This window comes from Microbacterium sp. zg.Y1084 (assembly GCF_024623595.1).
In the GTDB taxonomy this organism is placed as follows: domain Bacteria; phylum Actinomycetota; class Actinomycetes; order Actinomycetales; family Microbacteriaceae; genus Microbacterium; species Microbacterium wangruii.
The window spans coordinates 33239-48287 of record NZ_JANJGV010000002.1; the positions used below are offsets into that span (position 1 = coordinate 33239).

General features: G+C 71.0%; 13 protein-coding genes. 8 read left to right on the forward strand and 5 right to left on the reverse strand.

Annotated elements, in window-relative coordinates; all coding sequences use genetic code 11:
• The first annotated feature begins 165 nt into the window (after positions 1 to 165).
• Both ettA and NQ165_RS01420 read left to right on the forward strand, forming a co-directional pair.
• Positions 166 to 1845, forward strand: a complete 1680-nt coding sequence (gene ettA / locus NQ165_RS01415) for an energy-dependent translational throttle protein EttA (protein WP_257530583.1) — start codon at positions 166 to 168, stop codon at positions 1843 to 1845.
• Positions 1838 to 2332, forward strand: coding sequence for a thioesterase family protein (locus tag NQ165_RS01420; protein ID WP_257530585.1), 495 nt, complete (start codon positions 1838 to 1840; stop codon positions 2330 to 2332). Before ettA ends, NQ165_RS01420 begins: the two co-directional genes overlap by 8 nt.
• Positions 2333 to 2380: 48 nt before the next feature.
• On the opposite strand, the gene NQ165_RS01425 is transcribed toward NQ165_RS01420, so the two are convergent.
• Positions 2381 to 3232 carry an acyl-CoA thioesterase II gene (locus NQ165_RS01425; RefSeq protein ID WP_257531706.1) on the reverse strand — a complete coding sequence of 284 codons (852 nt, stop codon included), beginning with the start codon at positions 3230 to 3232 and terminating at the stop codon, positions 2381 to 2383.
• Between the two features lie 81 nt (positions 3233 to 3313).
• On the opposite strand from NQ165_RS01425, the gene NQ165_RS01430 reads away from it, so the two are divergent.
• The gene (locus tag NQ165_RS01430; protein WP_257530587.1) at positions 3314 to 3982 is read left to right on the forward strand and encodes a hypothetical protein; all 669 of its coding nucleotides are present in this window, start codon (positions 3314 to 3316) and stop codon (positions 3980 to 3982) included.
• A gap of 11 nt (positions 3983 to 3993) precedes the next feature.
• Here the strand turns inward: NQ165_RS01430 and NQ165_RS01435 are convergent, their stop codons facing one another.
• From NQ165_RS01435 to pepN, 4 genes are all read right to left on the reverse strand, one after another.
• Positions 3994 to 5658: an FAD-binding dehydrogenase gene (locus NQ165_RS01435; protein WP_257530589.1), complete on the reverse strand. Its 1665-nt coding sequence runs from the start codon at positions 5656 to 5658 to the stop codon at positions 3994 to 3996.
• 31 nt (positions 5659 to 5689) lie between these two features.
• Positions 5690 to 6166 (reverse strand): globin, encoded by a 477-nt coding sequence (locus tag NQ165_RS01440; protein WP_257530591.1) that lies wholly within the window; start codon positions 6164 to 6166, stop codon positions 5690 to 5692.
• Positions 6163 to 7230 (reverse strand): mechanosensitive ion channel family protein, encoded by a 1068-nt coding sequence (locus NQ165_RS01445; protein ID WP_257530594.1) that lies wholly within the window; start codon positions 7228 to 7230, stop codon positions 6163 to 6165. Before NQ165_RS01445 ends, NQ165_RS01440 begins: the two co-directional genes overlap by 4 nt.
• Positions 7231 to 7335: 105 nt before the next feature.
• A complete protein-coding gene (gene pepN / locus NQ165_RS01450; protein WP_257530596.1) occupies positions 7336 to 9891 on the reverse strand; it encodes an aminopeptidase N in 2556 nt (851 codons plus the stop codon).
• A gap of 142 nt (positions 9892 to 10033) precedes the next feature.
• On the opposite strand from pepN, the gene NQ165_RS01455 reads away from it, so the two are divergent.
• The 5 genes from NQ165_RS01455 (at position 10034) to NQ165_RS01475 (ending at position 15024) form a co-directional block, all read left to right on the forward strand.
• On the forward strand, positions 10034 to 11245 hold the full coding sequence (locus NQ165_RS01455) for a ferrochelatase (RefSeq protein WP_257530599.1): 1212 nt from the start codon (positions 10034 to 10036) through the stop codon (positions 11243 to 11245).
• A 42-nt stretch (positions 11246 to 11287) separates the two neighbouring features.
• A complete protein-coding gene (locus NQ165_RS01460; RefSeq protein WP_257530601.1) occupies positions 11288 to 11833 on the forward strand; it encodes a ribose-5-phosphate isomerase in 546 nt (181 codons plus the stop codon).
• The gene (locus NQ165_RS01465; protein WP_257530603.1) at positions 11833 to 12825 is read left to right on the forward strand and encodes an Fpg/Nei family DNA glycosylase; all 993 of its coding nucleotides are present in this window, start codon (positions 11833 to 11835) and stop codon (positions 12823 to 12825) included. The genes NQ165_RS01460 and NQ165_RS01465 overlap by 1 nt, the downstream gene beginning before the upstream one ends.
• 61 nt (positions 12826 to 12886) lie before the next feature.
• Positions 12887 to 13528: an FMN-binding negative transcriptional regulator gene (locus NQ165_RS01470; RefSeq protein ID WP_257530605.1), complete on the forward strand. Its 642-nt coding sequence runs from the start codon at positions 12887 to 12889 to the stop codon at positions 13526 to 13528.
• Entirely contained in the window at positions 13525 to 15024 is a 1500-nt protein-coding gene (locus tag NQ165_RS01475; RefSeq protein ID WP_257530607.1) for an amidohydrolase family protein, read from the forward strand. The genes NQ165_RS01470 and NQ165_RS01475 overlap by 4 nt, the downstream gene beginning before the upstream one ends.
• Positions 15025 to 15049 lie beyond the last annotated feature (25 nt).

Below are 15049 nucleotides of genomic sequence, written 5' to 3' on the forward strand. Positions count from 1 at the left end.
CGATGTTGAGGGACATGCGGTAGGCATGCCGTTCGGCGGTCGCCGGATGCGCGGCCCTTCGGTTGGTAGGCTTGGACCGACTTCCGCCCGACCAGCCCTCGGCACGAATCGGCACATGGCTGGCCCTGCGCGGCCCTCATCTCTACTCCAAAGGTGGTAATCCGCTTGGCTGAATACATCTACCAGATGGTCCGCGCCCGCAAGGCTGTGGGTGACAAGCTGATCCTCGACGACGTCACGATGTCGTTCCTCCCCGGCGCGAAGATCGGCATGGTCGGTCCCAACGGCGCGGGCAAGTCGACCATCATCAAGATCATGGCCGGGCTCGACACCCCGTCCAACGGCGAAGCGAAGCTCTCCCCGGGCTTCAGCGTCGGCATCCTGATGCAGGAGCCGGAGCTCGACGACTCCAAGACGGTGCTGGAGAACATCCAGGACGGCGTCGCCATCAAGGCCAAGCTCGACCGGTTCAACGAGATCTCGGCGCTCATGGCCGACCCCGACGCCGACTTCGACGCTCTCCTCGCCGAGATGGGCGTGCTCCAGGAGGAGATCGACGCCGCCGACGCATGGGACCTCGACTCGCAGCTCGAGCAGGCGATGGATGCGCTGCGCACCCCGCCCGCCGACGCCGCCGTGTCCAACCTCTCCGGTGGTGAGCGTCGCCGCGTCGCGCTCGCCAAGCTCCTCCTGCAGAAGCCCGACCTGCTGCTGCTGGATGAGCCGACGAACCACCTCGACGCCGAAAGCGTGCTTTGGCTCGAGCAGCACCTGCAGAAGTACACCGGCGCCGTCATCGCCATCACCCACGACCGGTACTTCCTCGACAACGTCGCCGAGTGGATCGCCGAAGTCGACCGCGGCCGCCTCATCCCGTATGAGGGCAACTACTCCACCTACCTGGAGAAGAAGGCGGAGCGCCTGGCCGTCCAGGGCAAGAAGGACGCCAAGCTCGCCAAGCGCCTCGCGGAAGAGCTCGACTGGGTGCGCTCCAACCAGAAGGGGCGCCAGGCGAAGTCGAAGGCTCGCCTCGCACGCTACGAGGAGATGGCCGCCGAGGCGGACCGCACCCGCAAGCTCGACTTCGAGGAGATCCAGATCCCGCCGGGGCCGCGCCTGGGCAGCATCGTGATCGAGGCGAAGAACCTGAAGAAGGGCTTCGACGGCCGCCCGCTCATCGACGGACTGAGCTTCAGCCTGCCGCCGAACGGCATCGTCGGCGTCATCGGCCCCAACGGCGTCGGCAAGACCACGCTGTTCAAGACGATCGTCGGGCTCGAGCCCCTCGATGGCGGCCAGCTGAAGATCGGTGAGACCGTCAAGATCAGCTACGTCGACCAGACGCGCTCCAACATCGACCCCAACAAGACGCTGTGGGAGGTCGTCTCGGATGGCCTCGATTACATCACGGTCGGCAAGGTCGAGATCCCGTCGCGCGCGTACGTCTCCAAGTTCGGTTTCAAGGGACCCGACCAGCAGAAGAAGGCCGGCGTGCTCTCCGGTGGTGAGCGCAACCGTCTGAACCTCGCCCTCACCCTCAAGGAGGGCGGCAACCTGCTGCTGCTCGACGAGCCGACCAACGACCTGGACGTCGAGACGCTGCAGTCGCTCGAGAACGCCCTGCTGGAGTTCCCCGGCTGCGCCGTCGTCATCACGCACGACCGGTGGTTCCTCGATCGCATCGCGACGCACATCCTCGCGTACGAGGGGACCGCGGAGCACCCCGACCGGTGGCACTGGTTCGAGGGCAACTTCGAGGCCTACGAGTCGAACAAGATCGAGCGGCTCGGACCCGACGCGGCCAACCCGCACCGGTCCACGTACCGCAAGCTCACGCGTGACTGAGCCCGGCGGGCGGCGCATCCATGTGCCGATCCACCTGCGCTGGGGCGACCTCGACGCGCTGAACCACGTCAACAACACCTCCATGCTCAAGCTGCTGGAAGAGGCGCGCCTGCGCGCCTTCTGGCGCCCCGACGCCGGCATGGAGGGGCCGCCCACCGCGGTGCTGGAGTCAGGGCTGAGCACGGCGGCCGAGTCGGTGACCCTCATCGCCCGCCAGGAGATCGAGTACCTCGCCCCGGTGCCGTATCAGCAGCGTCCGCTCGACGTGCAGCTGTGGATCGGCCGCCTCGGCGGATCGAGCATCGACGTCTGCTACGACGTGTACAGCCCGCTCGGCGAGACCCCGCGCGTGCACTACGCCCGCTCGACCGCCGTCATCGTGCTGGTCGACACGGCCACCGGCCGGCCGGCCCGCCTGTCGCGCGAGATGCGGGCGGCATGGGAGCCGTACCTCGACGAGCCCATCGTCTACGCGCACCGGCGCTGAGAGCTTCCCCTCCGCATCCGAGCCGGGGCGCCCCGGCGTCCGCGTGGCTCAGCGGTGCCCGGGCACGCGGATCATGATCTCCTGCGCGACGGTGGCCAGCAAGCGCCCATCGCGGCTGTGGATGCGGCCGGTCGCCAGGCCACGCCCCGCCCGGGCGCTCGGAGACTCCTGCGTGTACAGCACCCACTCGTCCACGCGACCGAAACGATGCCACCACATCGCGTGGTCGAGGCTGGCGACCTTCAGCCCCGGCGTCGCCCACGGCACGCCGTGGGCGCGCAGCACGGACTCCTGAATCGTGAGGTCGCTGAGGTAGGCCAGCACCGCACGGTGCACGGCGGGGTCGTCCGGCAGCGGGGAGCGGCTGCGCATCCACACCGCCTGCCGAGGGGTCCGCTCGCCCTCCACCACGTCGTAGATGGGCGAGGCCACGTAGCGCAGCTCGATCGGTCCGTCGGTCAGAGCGCGCCGCGACAGCGGGTGGACGTGCGCGGCGAGGGCGTCGGGTCCCTGCAGGTCGTCGGGGTCGGGCACGCCCTCGGGCATGGGTGCCTGGTGCTCGATGCCGGGGTCCTCGTTCTCGAACGACGCGATCATCGAGAAGATGGGCACGCCTTCCTGGTAGGCCTGGGTGCGCCGGGTGGAGAACGAGCGGCCGTCGTGGATGCGGTCGACCGAGAACGTGATGCCCTTGGTGGCGTCGCCCGGGCGAAGGAAGTAGCCGTGCATCGAGTGCGGCACCCGCTCGGGGGGCAGGGTGCGCGCCGCGGCGGAGATCGCCTGAGCCAGCACCTGGCCGCCGAAGACGCGGCCGCTGGGCATCGGGTGCGAGACGCCGGTGAAGATGTCCTCGGTGGTGCGCGCACCGGATTCGGCGAGGTCGAGGACCGAGAGCATCATCGCCACGGGATCGGGGGTCGGATCGGTCACGGGTCTCCTGTCCACACGGCGCGGTCAGCGCCGCTTGGTAGTTTAAAGCGGATGCCGCACCTGCTCCGATTCCCCGATGCCCGAGCGGCCGCCGACGCCGCCACCTTCGCCTCTCGCGCGGCGCGTCTCGGCGACGGCGCGCTGCGGCTGCAAGCGGCATCCGGCACCCTGCTGATGTCGTGCGCCCCTCTTTCGCCCCGCGGCCTGCTCGACGCCACGCCCACGGTGCTGGGAATCCGCGCCTCGGCGGTGGATGCCGAACTGGTCACGGATGTCGTCGTCGACGCTGCGGCGGTGGCACCCTCCGATGACCCGGCCGCCCTCACCCTGCCCGACGTGGCGGTCTCGGCGCCGTGGGCGGGCATCGCGCCGCCGAGGGAGGGCTGGTCCCCCGCCGCCGATCTGGATGCCGCGACGGTCGCTGCGCGCGCCCAGTGGGGTATCGCGGCGGTCGCGGAGACGGTTCCGCGGGACGCCGGCGAGGACGTCGTGCGCACCGTGCGGGCCGCGGTGTGGGGCGCCCCCGACGACGCACTGGCCGGCCTCCCGCTGGGTGCGGCGTTCGCCGCCTTCGGGCTCGGGTTCATCGGCGGTGCGGAGCCCGTGGCGGTGCGCGTCGCAGGGCCCTGGACCCGACTGACGTTCCGCCGTGGCCACGTGCTCGTCAGAGGGCCGGTGAAGACCGGTCTGACAGCGGTGCGCACCACGGGCGCCGGCTGACGCGGACGCCGTCACACGGCGGCGGCCGCCGCCCTTCCGGCGGCACGGCCCGAGAACAGGCAGCCGCCGAGGAACGTCCCCTCCAATGCCCGGTAGCCGTGCAGGCCCCCGCCGCCGAACCCGGCCGCCTCGCCCACCGCGTAGAGCCCCGGCACCGGCGTGCCGTCGGCGCCGAGCGCCCGTGAATCCAGATCGGTCTGCAAGCCGCCCAGCGACTTGCGGGTGAGCACATGCAGCTTCACGGCGATCAGCGGCCCCGCCGCGGGATCGAGGATCCGGTGCGGGGCGGCCGTGCGCACCAGGCGATCCCCGCGGAAGGCACGCGCCGAGCGCAGCATCGCGATCTGGGCGTCCTTGGTGAAGTCGTTGGCGATCTCCCGGTCGCGGGCGATCAGCTCGGAGCGCACGCGCGCGGCATCGAGCGCATCGCCGCCGGGCAGCTCCTGCATGCCGGTGATCAGCTCGTCGAGCGTGTCGCGCACGACGAAGTCCTCCCCGCGATCGAGGAAGGCCTGCACGGGGCCGGATGCCCCCTTCGCGAGGCGCGACGACAGCAGCAGGCGCACGTCCTTGCCGGTGAGGTCGGGGTTCTGCTCGCTGCCCGAAAGGGTGAACTCCTTCTCGACGATCTTGTGCGACAGCACGAACCAGGAATGGTCGTGGCCGGTCCGCCGCAGGTGCGCGAGGGTGCCGAGCGTGTCGAAGCCAGGGAACAGCGGAACCGGCAGTCGCGCCCCGGTGGCATCCAGCCAGACCGATGACGGCCCCGGCAGGATGCGGATGCCGTGCTGCGGCCACACCGGGTCGTGATTGCGGATGCCTTCGACGTAGTGCCACATGCGGTCGCCGTTGATCTCGCGTGCCCCGGCCGCCTCTGCGACCGCGAGCATGCTCCCGTCGACGTAGGCCGGCACCCCGGCCACCATCGATGCCGGCGGCGTGCCGAGGCGCTCGGGCCACCGCCGCCGCACCATCTCGTGGTTGCCGCCGATGCCGCCGGACGCGACGATCGTGGCGCCCGCAGTGATCTCGAACGTGCCCACCGCCTCGCGCGAGCTGACGGTGCCGCGCGCCGACCCTGAGGGCGCCAGCACGTCCCCGCGCGCACCGGTGACCGCCCCGTCGGCGACGGTGAGGTCCGTGACGCGGTGGCGGGGGAGGATCGTGGCCCGTCCCTGGAGCTCGGCCTGCTCCAGGGCGGTCTGGAAGGGCGCCACCACGCCGGGGCCGGTGCCCCAGGTGATGTGGAACCGCGGCACCGAGTTGCCCGGCCCGGTGGCGCTGTAGCCGCCGCGCTCCGCCCAGCCCACGATGGGGAAGAACGACAGGCCCTTCTCGCGCAGCCAGGCGCGCTTCTCGTGATGGGCGAAGTCCAGGTACGCCTCGGCCCAGCGTCGCGGCCAGAGGTCCTCCTCCCGATCGAAACCGGCGGTGCCGAACCAGTCCTGCCGCGCGAGGTCAGGCGAATCGCGGATGCCGAGACGGCGCTGCTCGGGGGAGTCGACGAAGAACAGGCCGCCGAAGGACCACCACGCCTGGCCGCCCAGGTCGACGCGCGGCTCCTGGTCGACGATCACGACCCGACGCCCTGCGGCGAGCGCCTCTGTCGCGGCGACGAGGCCCGACAGCCCCCAGCCGATGACGAGCACATCCGTGGTCAGAGAAGTGGGGGGCATCGCGACTCCTTCGTCGTGGCCGGGGGTGAGGTCAGGCGGGCGGGTCCGCCTGGGGCGGCCGGGCGACGATGGACAGTCCGCTGCGATCGCGGCCGGCAGGTGCGGGGCCGATGCCGGTCGGCTCGAACGTGTTCACCATCGCGTGTGCCGCCCTCTCGAGATAATCCCACAGCGTGGCCTCGTGAAGCGGCGACAGGCCCAGTTCGTCCACGGCGACGCGCATGTGCGCGAGCCAACGATCGCGCGCATCGGGGTTGACGTGGAAAGAGGCGTGGCGCATCCGCAGGCGCGGGTGGCCGCGCTCCTGGCTGTAGGTGGTCGGGCCGCCCCAGTACTGCGCGAGGAACATCTCCAGGCGTCGCGCGGCCGGCTCGAGGTCCTGCTCGGGGTACATGGGCCGCAGCACCTCGTCGTCGGCGACGCCGCGGTAGAAGGCGGCGGCGAGGCGCACGAAGGTGTCGTGACCGCCGACCTCGTCGTAGAACGCACGGGGCGCGGGGTCGGTCATGTGTTCTTCTCCTGATCATCGGATGCGGGGGGAGCAGCATCCGCCGGTGTCGACTTCGGGGTGCGCTTGGGCTTCCACACCGGGCGCGCTTCGGTGGCCACCTGCGTGGGTCGGGTGACGGGCGGGTTCGCCCCGCGCACGCGCTGCGCGCCTTCGAGCCCGGTGAGGGTGATCGAGTTGAGGTGGGGGAGGGCCAGGCCCATGTCGTCGACGGTCTCCTTCAGCCGCATGCGCAGCTCGCGCGCGACGTCGTCCTTGGCATTGGCCCGCGTCTTCATCACGAGGCGGATCACGAGCGCGTCGCCGCTGACGGACTCCAGGCCCCAGACCTCCGGGTTCTCCAGCACGCGGGTGCGCCACTTCGGGTCGGTCTGCAGGCTCTGGGCCGCTTCGAGCATGCGCTTCTCGACCGCGGGGACGTCGGCGTCGGCCGGCACGGCCATATCGATGATCACGCGGGCCCACCCCATCGACATGTTGCCGATGCGCAGGATCTCGCCGTTGCGCACGTACCAGAGGGTGCCGTTCACGTCGCGCACGTGCGTCACGCGCACCGAGACGTACTCGACCACGCCGGTCGCCAGTCCGAGATCGACCACATCGCCGATGCCGATCTGGTCCTCCGCCACGATGAAGATCCCGTTGAGCACGTCCTTGACGATGTTCTGGGCACCGAAACCGAGTCCCGCGCCGATGGCGGCCGACAGCAATGCGAAGGAGCCGAGCGCGTTGGGCGCGAGGACCTGCACGATGAGCAGCACGGTGATGATGACGACCGCGACGTTGACGATGTTCTGGAGGATGGTCCCGAGGGTGCGCGTGCGCTGCACCAGTCGCACCTGCGCCAGCGGTGACCTCTCCAGCGCCTGCGTGTCATCCACGCGCGCCTTCGACTTCGCGCCGGACACGATGCGGTTGACCGTGCGTCGGATGACGAGCCGCAGCACCCACGTCGTCAGCACCGCGGCGGCGATGATCGCGACCACGGCGAGCGCGTTCCAGCCCGCCTCGATGAGGAACTTGAGCACTTTTTCCCAGAAGGTGGGGGAGGTCGGGTCGTCCATCGGATCGATCCTAGTGAGGGCGCCTCTGCGGGGCCTGGATGCCGGTGGGAACGACGATGCCCCGGCGCCGTGGGCACCGGGGCATCGGGAGGAGTCGAGAGTGACCTACTCCGCGTCGCGCTCCTGCACGACGAGGGCGCGCTCGACGCCCGCGAGGTTCTCGGCCACAAGGCGCCGCAGCGCCGGCGGGGCGTCCTGGTGCTCGGCGAGCCACGCGCGCGTCGCATCGCGCAGCGCGACATCGGCCAGCGGCGCCGGGTACAGCCCCACGATCAGGTACTGCGCGATCTGGTAGGTCCGCGACTCCCAGATCGGCAGCAGCATGTCGAAGTACGCCGGCACGAAGTCCGCCAGCAGGTCGCGCCCGGCCGGGTGCACGAAGCCGGCCGCGGCAGCCCGGACGATCGTGTTGGGGGCGTCGGCGGTGTCGACCAGCGAGGCCCACGCGGCGCGCTTGGCATCCGCCGTCGGCAGGGCGGCCCGCGCCTGTGCGGCGAACTCGCCGCCCTTGGCGGTGTTGTCGGCGGCCAGCGCCGCATCGATCTCCGCTGCGGTCACCCGGCCGGCGGCCGCCAGCGAGACGAGCAGCTGCCACGACAGGTCGGTGTCGACGGCGAGACCCTCCAGCACCGTCTCGCCGCTGCGCAGTGCCTGCACGGCATCCGCGTGGGCGGGGGTGCTGGCGGCGCCGGCGAAGGCGGTGACGAACTGCAGCTGGCTGTCGCTGCCCGGCTCCGCCTGCTGCGCGAGCGTCCACAGCGCGTCGGCGACCCGGGCGCGGGTGGCCTCGCGCGTGGAGGGCACGACGTAGCTGTTGGCCGTCAGGAGAAGCTGCGAGAGCGTGGTGCGCAGCGTGGTCGACTCGGTCTCGCTGCCGATGTTGCGCAGCACCAGGTCGACGTAGTCGCTCGCGGCGGTCTCACCATCGCGCGTCTGGTCCCAGGCGGCGCCCCACACCAGGGAGCGGGCCAGCGGGTCGCTGATGTCCTTGAGGTGGGCGATCGCAGTGCGCAGCGACTGCTCGTCGAGCCGGATCTTCGCGTAGGCGAGGTCGGCGTCGTTGAGCAGCACCAGGTCGGGGCGACGACGGCCCTTGAGCTGCGGCACCTCGGTGAGGTCGCCGTCGACGTCGAGCTCCTCGTGGTGCACGCGGACGAGGGCATCGCCCTGCAGCTCGTAGAAGCCGACGCCCAGACGGTGCGGGCGGATCGTGGGGTAGTCCGCCGGAGCGGTCTGCACGATGGCGAAGCGGGTGATCGTGCCGTCGTCGGCGGTGGCGATCTCCGGCGAGAGCGTGTTGACGCCGGCGGTCTCGAGCCACTTCTTCGACCAGCTCGACAGCTCACGTCCACTGGTGCGCTCGAGCTCGACCAGCAGGTCGGACAGCTCGGTGTTGGACCATTCGTTCTTCTTGAAGTACGCGGCGACACCCGCGAAGAACTGCTCGATGCCGACCCAGGCGGCCAGCTGCTTCAGCACCGACCCGCCCTTGGCGTAGGTGATGCCGTCGAAGTTGACCTGCACGTCCTCCAGGTCATTGATCTGAGCCACGACGGGATGGGTCGAGGGGAGCTGGTCCTGACGGTAGGCCCAGGTCTTCTCCATCGCGTTGAAGGTCGTCCACGCCTCGGTCCACTCGGTGGCCTCGGCGGTGGCGATCGTCGACGCCCATTCGGCGAACGACTCGTTCAGCCACAGGTCGTTCCACCAGCGCATCGTCACCAGGTCGCCGAACCACATGTGGGCCAGCTCGTGCAGGATCGTCACGACGCGACGCTCCTTGACGGCGTCGGTGACCTTGCTGCGGAAGACGTAGGTCTCGGTGAAAGTGACCGCACCGGCGTTCTCCATGGCGCCCGCGTTGAACTCCGGGACGAACAGCTGGTCGTACTTGGCGAACGGGTACGGGTAGTCGAACTTCTCCTCGAAGTACGCGAACCCCTCGCGGGTCTTGTCGAACACGTAGTCGGCGTCGAGGAACTGCCAGAGGCTCTTGCGGGCGTACACGCCCAGCGGCACGACCCGGCCCGACGAGCTGGTGAGCTCGGAGAAGGTCGCCTCGTACGGACCGGCGATGAGCGCGGTGATGTACGACGAGATCGGCGGGGTCGGCTCGAACGACCAGGTGGCCGTGCCGTCGCCGTGGCGCTTCGGCTCGGGCGTGGGGGAGTTGGAGACGACCTTCCACGGCTCGGGGGCCGTCACGGTGAAGGTGAAGCGCGCCTTCAGGTCGGGCTGCTCGAACACCGCGAACACGCGGCGGGAGTCGGGCACCTCGAACTGCGAGTACAGGTAGACCTCGCCGTCGACGGGGTCGACGAAGCGGTGCAGGCCCTCGCCGGTGTTGGTGTAGAGGCAGTCGGCATCGACGATGAGCTCGTTGTCGGCATCCAGACCCGTCAAGGCGATCCGCGAATCGGCGAACGCCGTCGCCGGGTCGATGCTGCGGCCGTTCAGGGTGATCTCGCGCACGTCGCGCGCGATGAGGTCGATGAAGGTGTTGGCGCCGGGCGTGGCGGCGAAGCGCAGCGTGGTGCGCGAGCCGAACACCTCGGCCCCGCGGGTGAGGTCCAGGACGACGTCGTAGCTGATCCCGGCGGCGGCGTCGATGACGGCGCGGCGCTCCTGAGCTTCGCTGCGGGTGAGGTTCTCTCCGGGCACGGCTGTTCTCCCAAGGTCTTCGGGTGTGTGGCTTGCCCGGTGTCACCGAGCATCGCCCAGCCTACGCGGTGGGGCCCGAGGTGCCCACGATGGGGTCCCGCCGCCGACCCGACCTGCTTCGCTCCGATGGGAAGATGGAGCGGTGAGTGCTACTGACGACATCGCCCCGGTCACCGAGCGCGACGACACCCGCGTCCCCTTCGCCTCCCCGGCCGCCGCCAGCGGCGCACCGCACGTGGAGGTGCCCGTCGCGTACGACGGCATCCTCCTCGCGGGCTTCGGCGGGCCGGAGGGTCAGGACGACGTGATCCCGTTCCTGCGCAACGTCACGCGGGGGCGCGGCATCCCCGACGAGCGCCTCGAAGAGGTCGCCCACCACTACCGTCACTTCGGCGGCGTCAGCCCCATCAACGACCAGAACCGCGCGCTGAAGTCGGCGCTCGAGGACGAGCTCGCCCGCCGCGGCATCGACCTGCCGGTCTACTGGGGCAACCGCAACTGGGCGCCCTACCTCGAGCAGGCCGTGCAGGATGCCGCGGACGCCGGCGACACCCGGCTGATCGCGGTGGCCACCAGTGCCTACAGCTCCTTCTCCAGCTGCCGGCAGTACCGCGAGGACTTCGCCCGCGTGCTGACCGAGACCGGGCTGGGCGACACCGTCACCATCGACAAGGTGCGCCAGTTCTTCGACCACCCGGGGTTCGTGGCGCCCTTCAGCGCCGGCGTCCGCGACGCGATCACCGGCTTTCTCGACGACGGCGTCGCGCCGTCGCAGATCCGGGTGCTGTTCTCGACGCACAGCGTGCCGATGGACGACGCGAAGCGGTCGGGCCCCCGCGACGTCGACTGGGGCGAGGGCGGGGCGTATGCCGCACAGCATCGGGCCGTCGCGGAGGTCATCATGGCCGACATCGCCGCCGAGCGCCCCGAGGCGGCCGACGTGGTGTGGGACCTCGTGTACCAGTCGCGGTCGGGACCCCCGTCGCAGCCCTGGCTCGAGCCCGACATCTGCGACGTGATCGAGACGCTCCCGGATGCCGGGGTGACGGCCGTGGCGATCGTGCCGCTCGGGTTCGTCAGCGACCACATGGAGGTGCTCTGGGACCTCGACACCGAGGCGATGGAAGCCGCCGGGGAAGCGGGCCTGCGCGCCGTGCGGACGCCCACCCCCGGCGTCGACCCGGCCTACGTGTCGGGACTGGTCGACCTCATCGTGGAGCGGCTGGAGGGCACCCCGGCGGCGGACCGTCCGCACCGCACCGCGCTCGGCCCCTGGTTCGACGTCTGCCGGCCGGCCTGCTGCGAGAACGTGCGCGCCGGGTTCAAGCCCGCCGCCGCCGGCATCGCCCCCTGACCGTCCCCGTCCCCGCAGTGCGACGACCCTAGGATCTCAACCATGCGCATCCACATCGCGACCGACCACGCAGGCCTCGAGTTCTCCACCCAGCTGCAGCATCACCTCGCCGGCGAGGGCCACGACCTCGTCGACCACGGGCCGCTGGAGTACGACGCGCAGGACGATTACCCCGCCTTCTGCGTGCGCGCCGCGCAGGCTGTCGTGCGAGACCAGGAGGCGGGCATCGAGGCGATGGGTGTCGTCTTCGGTGGCTCGGGCAACGGCGAGCAGATCGCTGCGAACAAGGTGCGCGGCGTGCGCGCGGCTCTGGTGTGGAGCATCGCGACCGCGGAACTCGCCCGCGAGCACAACGACGCCAACGTCATCGCCGTCGGGGCACGCCAGCACACGTTCGAAGAGGCCGCCGCGTTCATCGACCGGTTCATCCAGACGCCGTTCTCCGGCGACGAGCGTCACGTACGGCGCATCGCGCAGATCGCGGCGTACGAGACCGACGGCACGCTCGAGCCCGACCCCCGCGCGCCGGGGCTGCAGCCCGACGTGCTGGCCGCCGCCGACAGCAGCTTCGACCCGGAAGCGGGCTGATGCCCGAGGGCCACTCCGTCCATCGCATCGCGCGCCAGTTCGACCGCAACTTCGTCGGGCGGGCGGTGTCGGCATCCAGCCCGCAGGGCCGGTTCGCCGAGGGCGCGGCCGTGCTCGAGGGCCGCGTCGTGACCGAGGCGCAGGCTGTCGGAAAGCAGATGTTCCTCGCGTTCGAAGGGGATCTGTGGCTGCGGGTGCACCTGGGGCTCTACGGCGCGTGGGACTTCGCCGGGGAGATCCTCGTCGACCCGACCATCGCGTCGGCCAACGGGCGCATGGGTCAGACCAACCAGCGCGGCACGGACCTGGACCCCATCCTCGATGGCGCGGGGGAGAACTCGCTGTCCTCGATCGGCGCGCCCCGTCGCACCCGCGTGCACGTGCGCATGTCGGAGCAGACCACGGGTCTCGCCGGCGACCTCGAGTGGCCGCCGCCGGTGGTGGGGCAGGTGCGCCTGCGGCTGCTCACCGAGCTCACCTGCGCCGACCTGCGGGGTCCGACGGCCTGCGAACTGCAGACACCGGACGAGATGCTCGCCACCGTCGCCAAGCTCGGCCCCGATCCGCTCGTCGGCGACCCGGCAGAGGGCGAGGAGCGCTTCACGGCGGTCGTGCGGCGCAAGCCCACCGCCATCGGCCTGCTGCTGATGGATCAGAACGTCGTCAGCGGCATCGGCAACGTCTACCGCGCCGAGATGCTCTTCCGGGCGCGGCTGAACCCGCACACCCCGGGCCGGCAGGTGCCGGAGGAGACGGTACGTGCTCTCTGGCGCGACTGGGTGCGGCTGCTGACGATCGGTGTCGAGACCGGTCAGATGATGACGATGGACGACCTGGCTCCCGATGATTACCGGCGCGCCATGGCCAGTCGCGACGACCGGCACTGGGTGTACCACCGCGCGGGGCTGCCCTGTCGCGTGTGCGGCACCGCCATCGTGCTCGAGGAGATGGCCGCACGGAAGCTGTACTGGTGCCCGCGCTGCCAGGCATGACCGTCGTCGACGCGGTGTGCCGGCCAGGCCCGCCCGGCGACGCCCGCAGGAGAGGTTGAGCATGCGCCAGAACCCCAGCTTCGTGCTCGGCGACACCGCCGAGCTGCGCCGCCTGATCGAGGAGAACCCGTGGGTCACGCTCGTCAGCGACACGCCGGACGGACTGGTCGCCTCGCACTACGCGGTGCTGCTGGATGACACCCGCGACGATCTCACGGTCGTGGGCCACGTCGGCAAGCCGGACGACCTGATCCACGGGCTGGGCTCCCGCGAGCTGCTCATGGTCGTTCAGGGTCCGCACGGCTACATCTCGCCCGGTTGGTACGGTGACGGCCCCGCCGTGCCGACCTGGAACTTCGTCTCCGCCCACCTCAGCGGCGTGCCCGAGCTGCTCACCACCGAGGAGAACCTCGCGGTGCTCGACCGCCTCGTCGCCCGATTCGAGAGCGGCATGCCGCACCCCCGACGGATGTGGGAGCGTCCCAACGACGCGGGATTCATCGAGCGGCTGGAGAAGGGGACCGTGGGCTTCCGGCTCACCCCTGCGAAAGTGGTCGCGAAGCGCAAGCTCAGCCAGAACCGCCCCGACGATGTGGTGGAGACGATCATCGCCGAACTGGATGCCGGTTCGTCGCCGTACGCGGACCCCCGCCTGGCCGACGAGATGCGCCGTGCCCGCCCCGCCCGAAGGGATCAGCCGTGACCCACGCCGTCGGCGACCACGTCGCCGTCATCGCCAACGCCCGCCTGAGCGGAGCCCAGCGCACCGACCCGTTCGGAGACGAACTCGTCGACGTGCACCTGCGCGCCGGTGCGATCGCCGACATCGCCCCCGCGGGCGCCCTGCCGCGCACCGGTGCCGTGCTCGACGCCGAGGGCGGGGTGCTGGTGCCGGGCCTCTGGGACCATCACGTGCACGCCGTGCAGTGGGCGCTGGCGGCGCAGCGGGTGCCGCTCGGGCATGCCGAGAGCGCGGCGCACGCCGCCCGGGTGATGGGCGATGCGCCCGTGCTCGACGACGGCCGGCGCATCGGCACCGGCTTCCGTCACCTGCTCTGGCCCGACGCCCCCTCGCTCGAGGTGCTGGACGCGGCGACCGGTGACGCCCCCACCTACCTCATCAACGCCGACGTGCACAGCGTGTGGCTCAACAGCGCCGCGCTGCGCCGGGAAGGTCACCCCGTGTCGGGGTCCGGTCTCCTGCGCGAGGAGCCCGCATTCGAGATCTCCCGGCGGCTCAACCTCGTGCCCGCCGACGTGGTCGACCGCGCCATCGCGCGTATGGCCGCGGATGCAGCCTCCCGGGGCGTCGTCGGCATCGTCGACTTCGACATGGCCTGGAACGCCGAGGCGTGGGCGCGACGCGCCGCGGGCGGGTTCGATCTGCTGCGGGTGCGCTTCGGCGTCTATCCCGCCGACCTGCAGCGCGCGATCGACCTCGGGCTCGAGACCGGTGACGCGGTCGACCCCGGGGGCATGTTCCGCGTCGGGTCGCTGAAGGTCATCAGTGACGGATCCCTGGGCACCCGCACGGCCGCCTGCTCACACGCCTATCCCGGCGATCCGTACAACCACGGCATGCTCACCGTGCCACCGGACGAACTGCTCTCCCTGATGACCCGGGCGACCGGGGCCGGGCTGTCGTGCGCCATCCACGCCATCGGCGATGTCGCCAACACGCACGCCCTCGATGCGTTCGCCCTCTCGGGGGCGACGGGCACGATCGAGCACGCCCAGCTGGTCGCTCATGCCGACGTGCCGCGCTTCGCCGCTCTCGGTGTGGGCGCCAGCGTGCAGCCCGAGCACGCCATGGACGATCGCGACCTCACCGACAGTGTGTGGGCGAATCAGACCGCCCAGCCGTATCCGCTGCGTGCCCTCGCCGATGCCGGGGCGACCCTGCTGTTCGGCTCGGATGCGCCCGTGTCGCCGCTCGATCCGTGGGCGGCGATGGCGGCCGCCGTGCACCGCACCCGTGACGGGCGTGCACCGTGGCAGCCGGGACAGGCCGTGGATGCCGCCACCGCTCTCGCGGCATCCACCGCCGACGGCACCGCCGGCGGGTCGTCGCTGCGCATCGGGGGAGTCGCCGACTTGGCTGTGGCTTCGCACGACCCCCTCACCGCCGACGAGGCGACGATGCGCGGCACCCGCGTGGCGGCGACGCTCATCGCCGGCCGCCTGACCCACATCGGATAGCCCGCACCGGCCGCCGCCGGACATG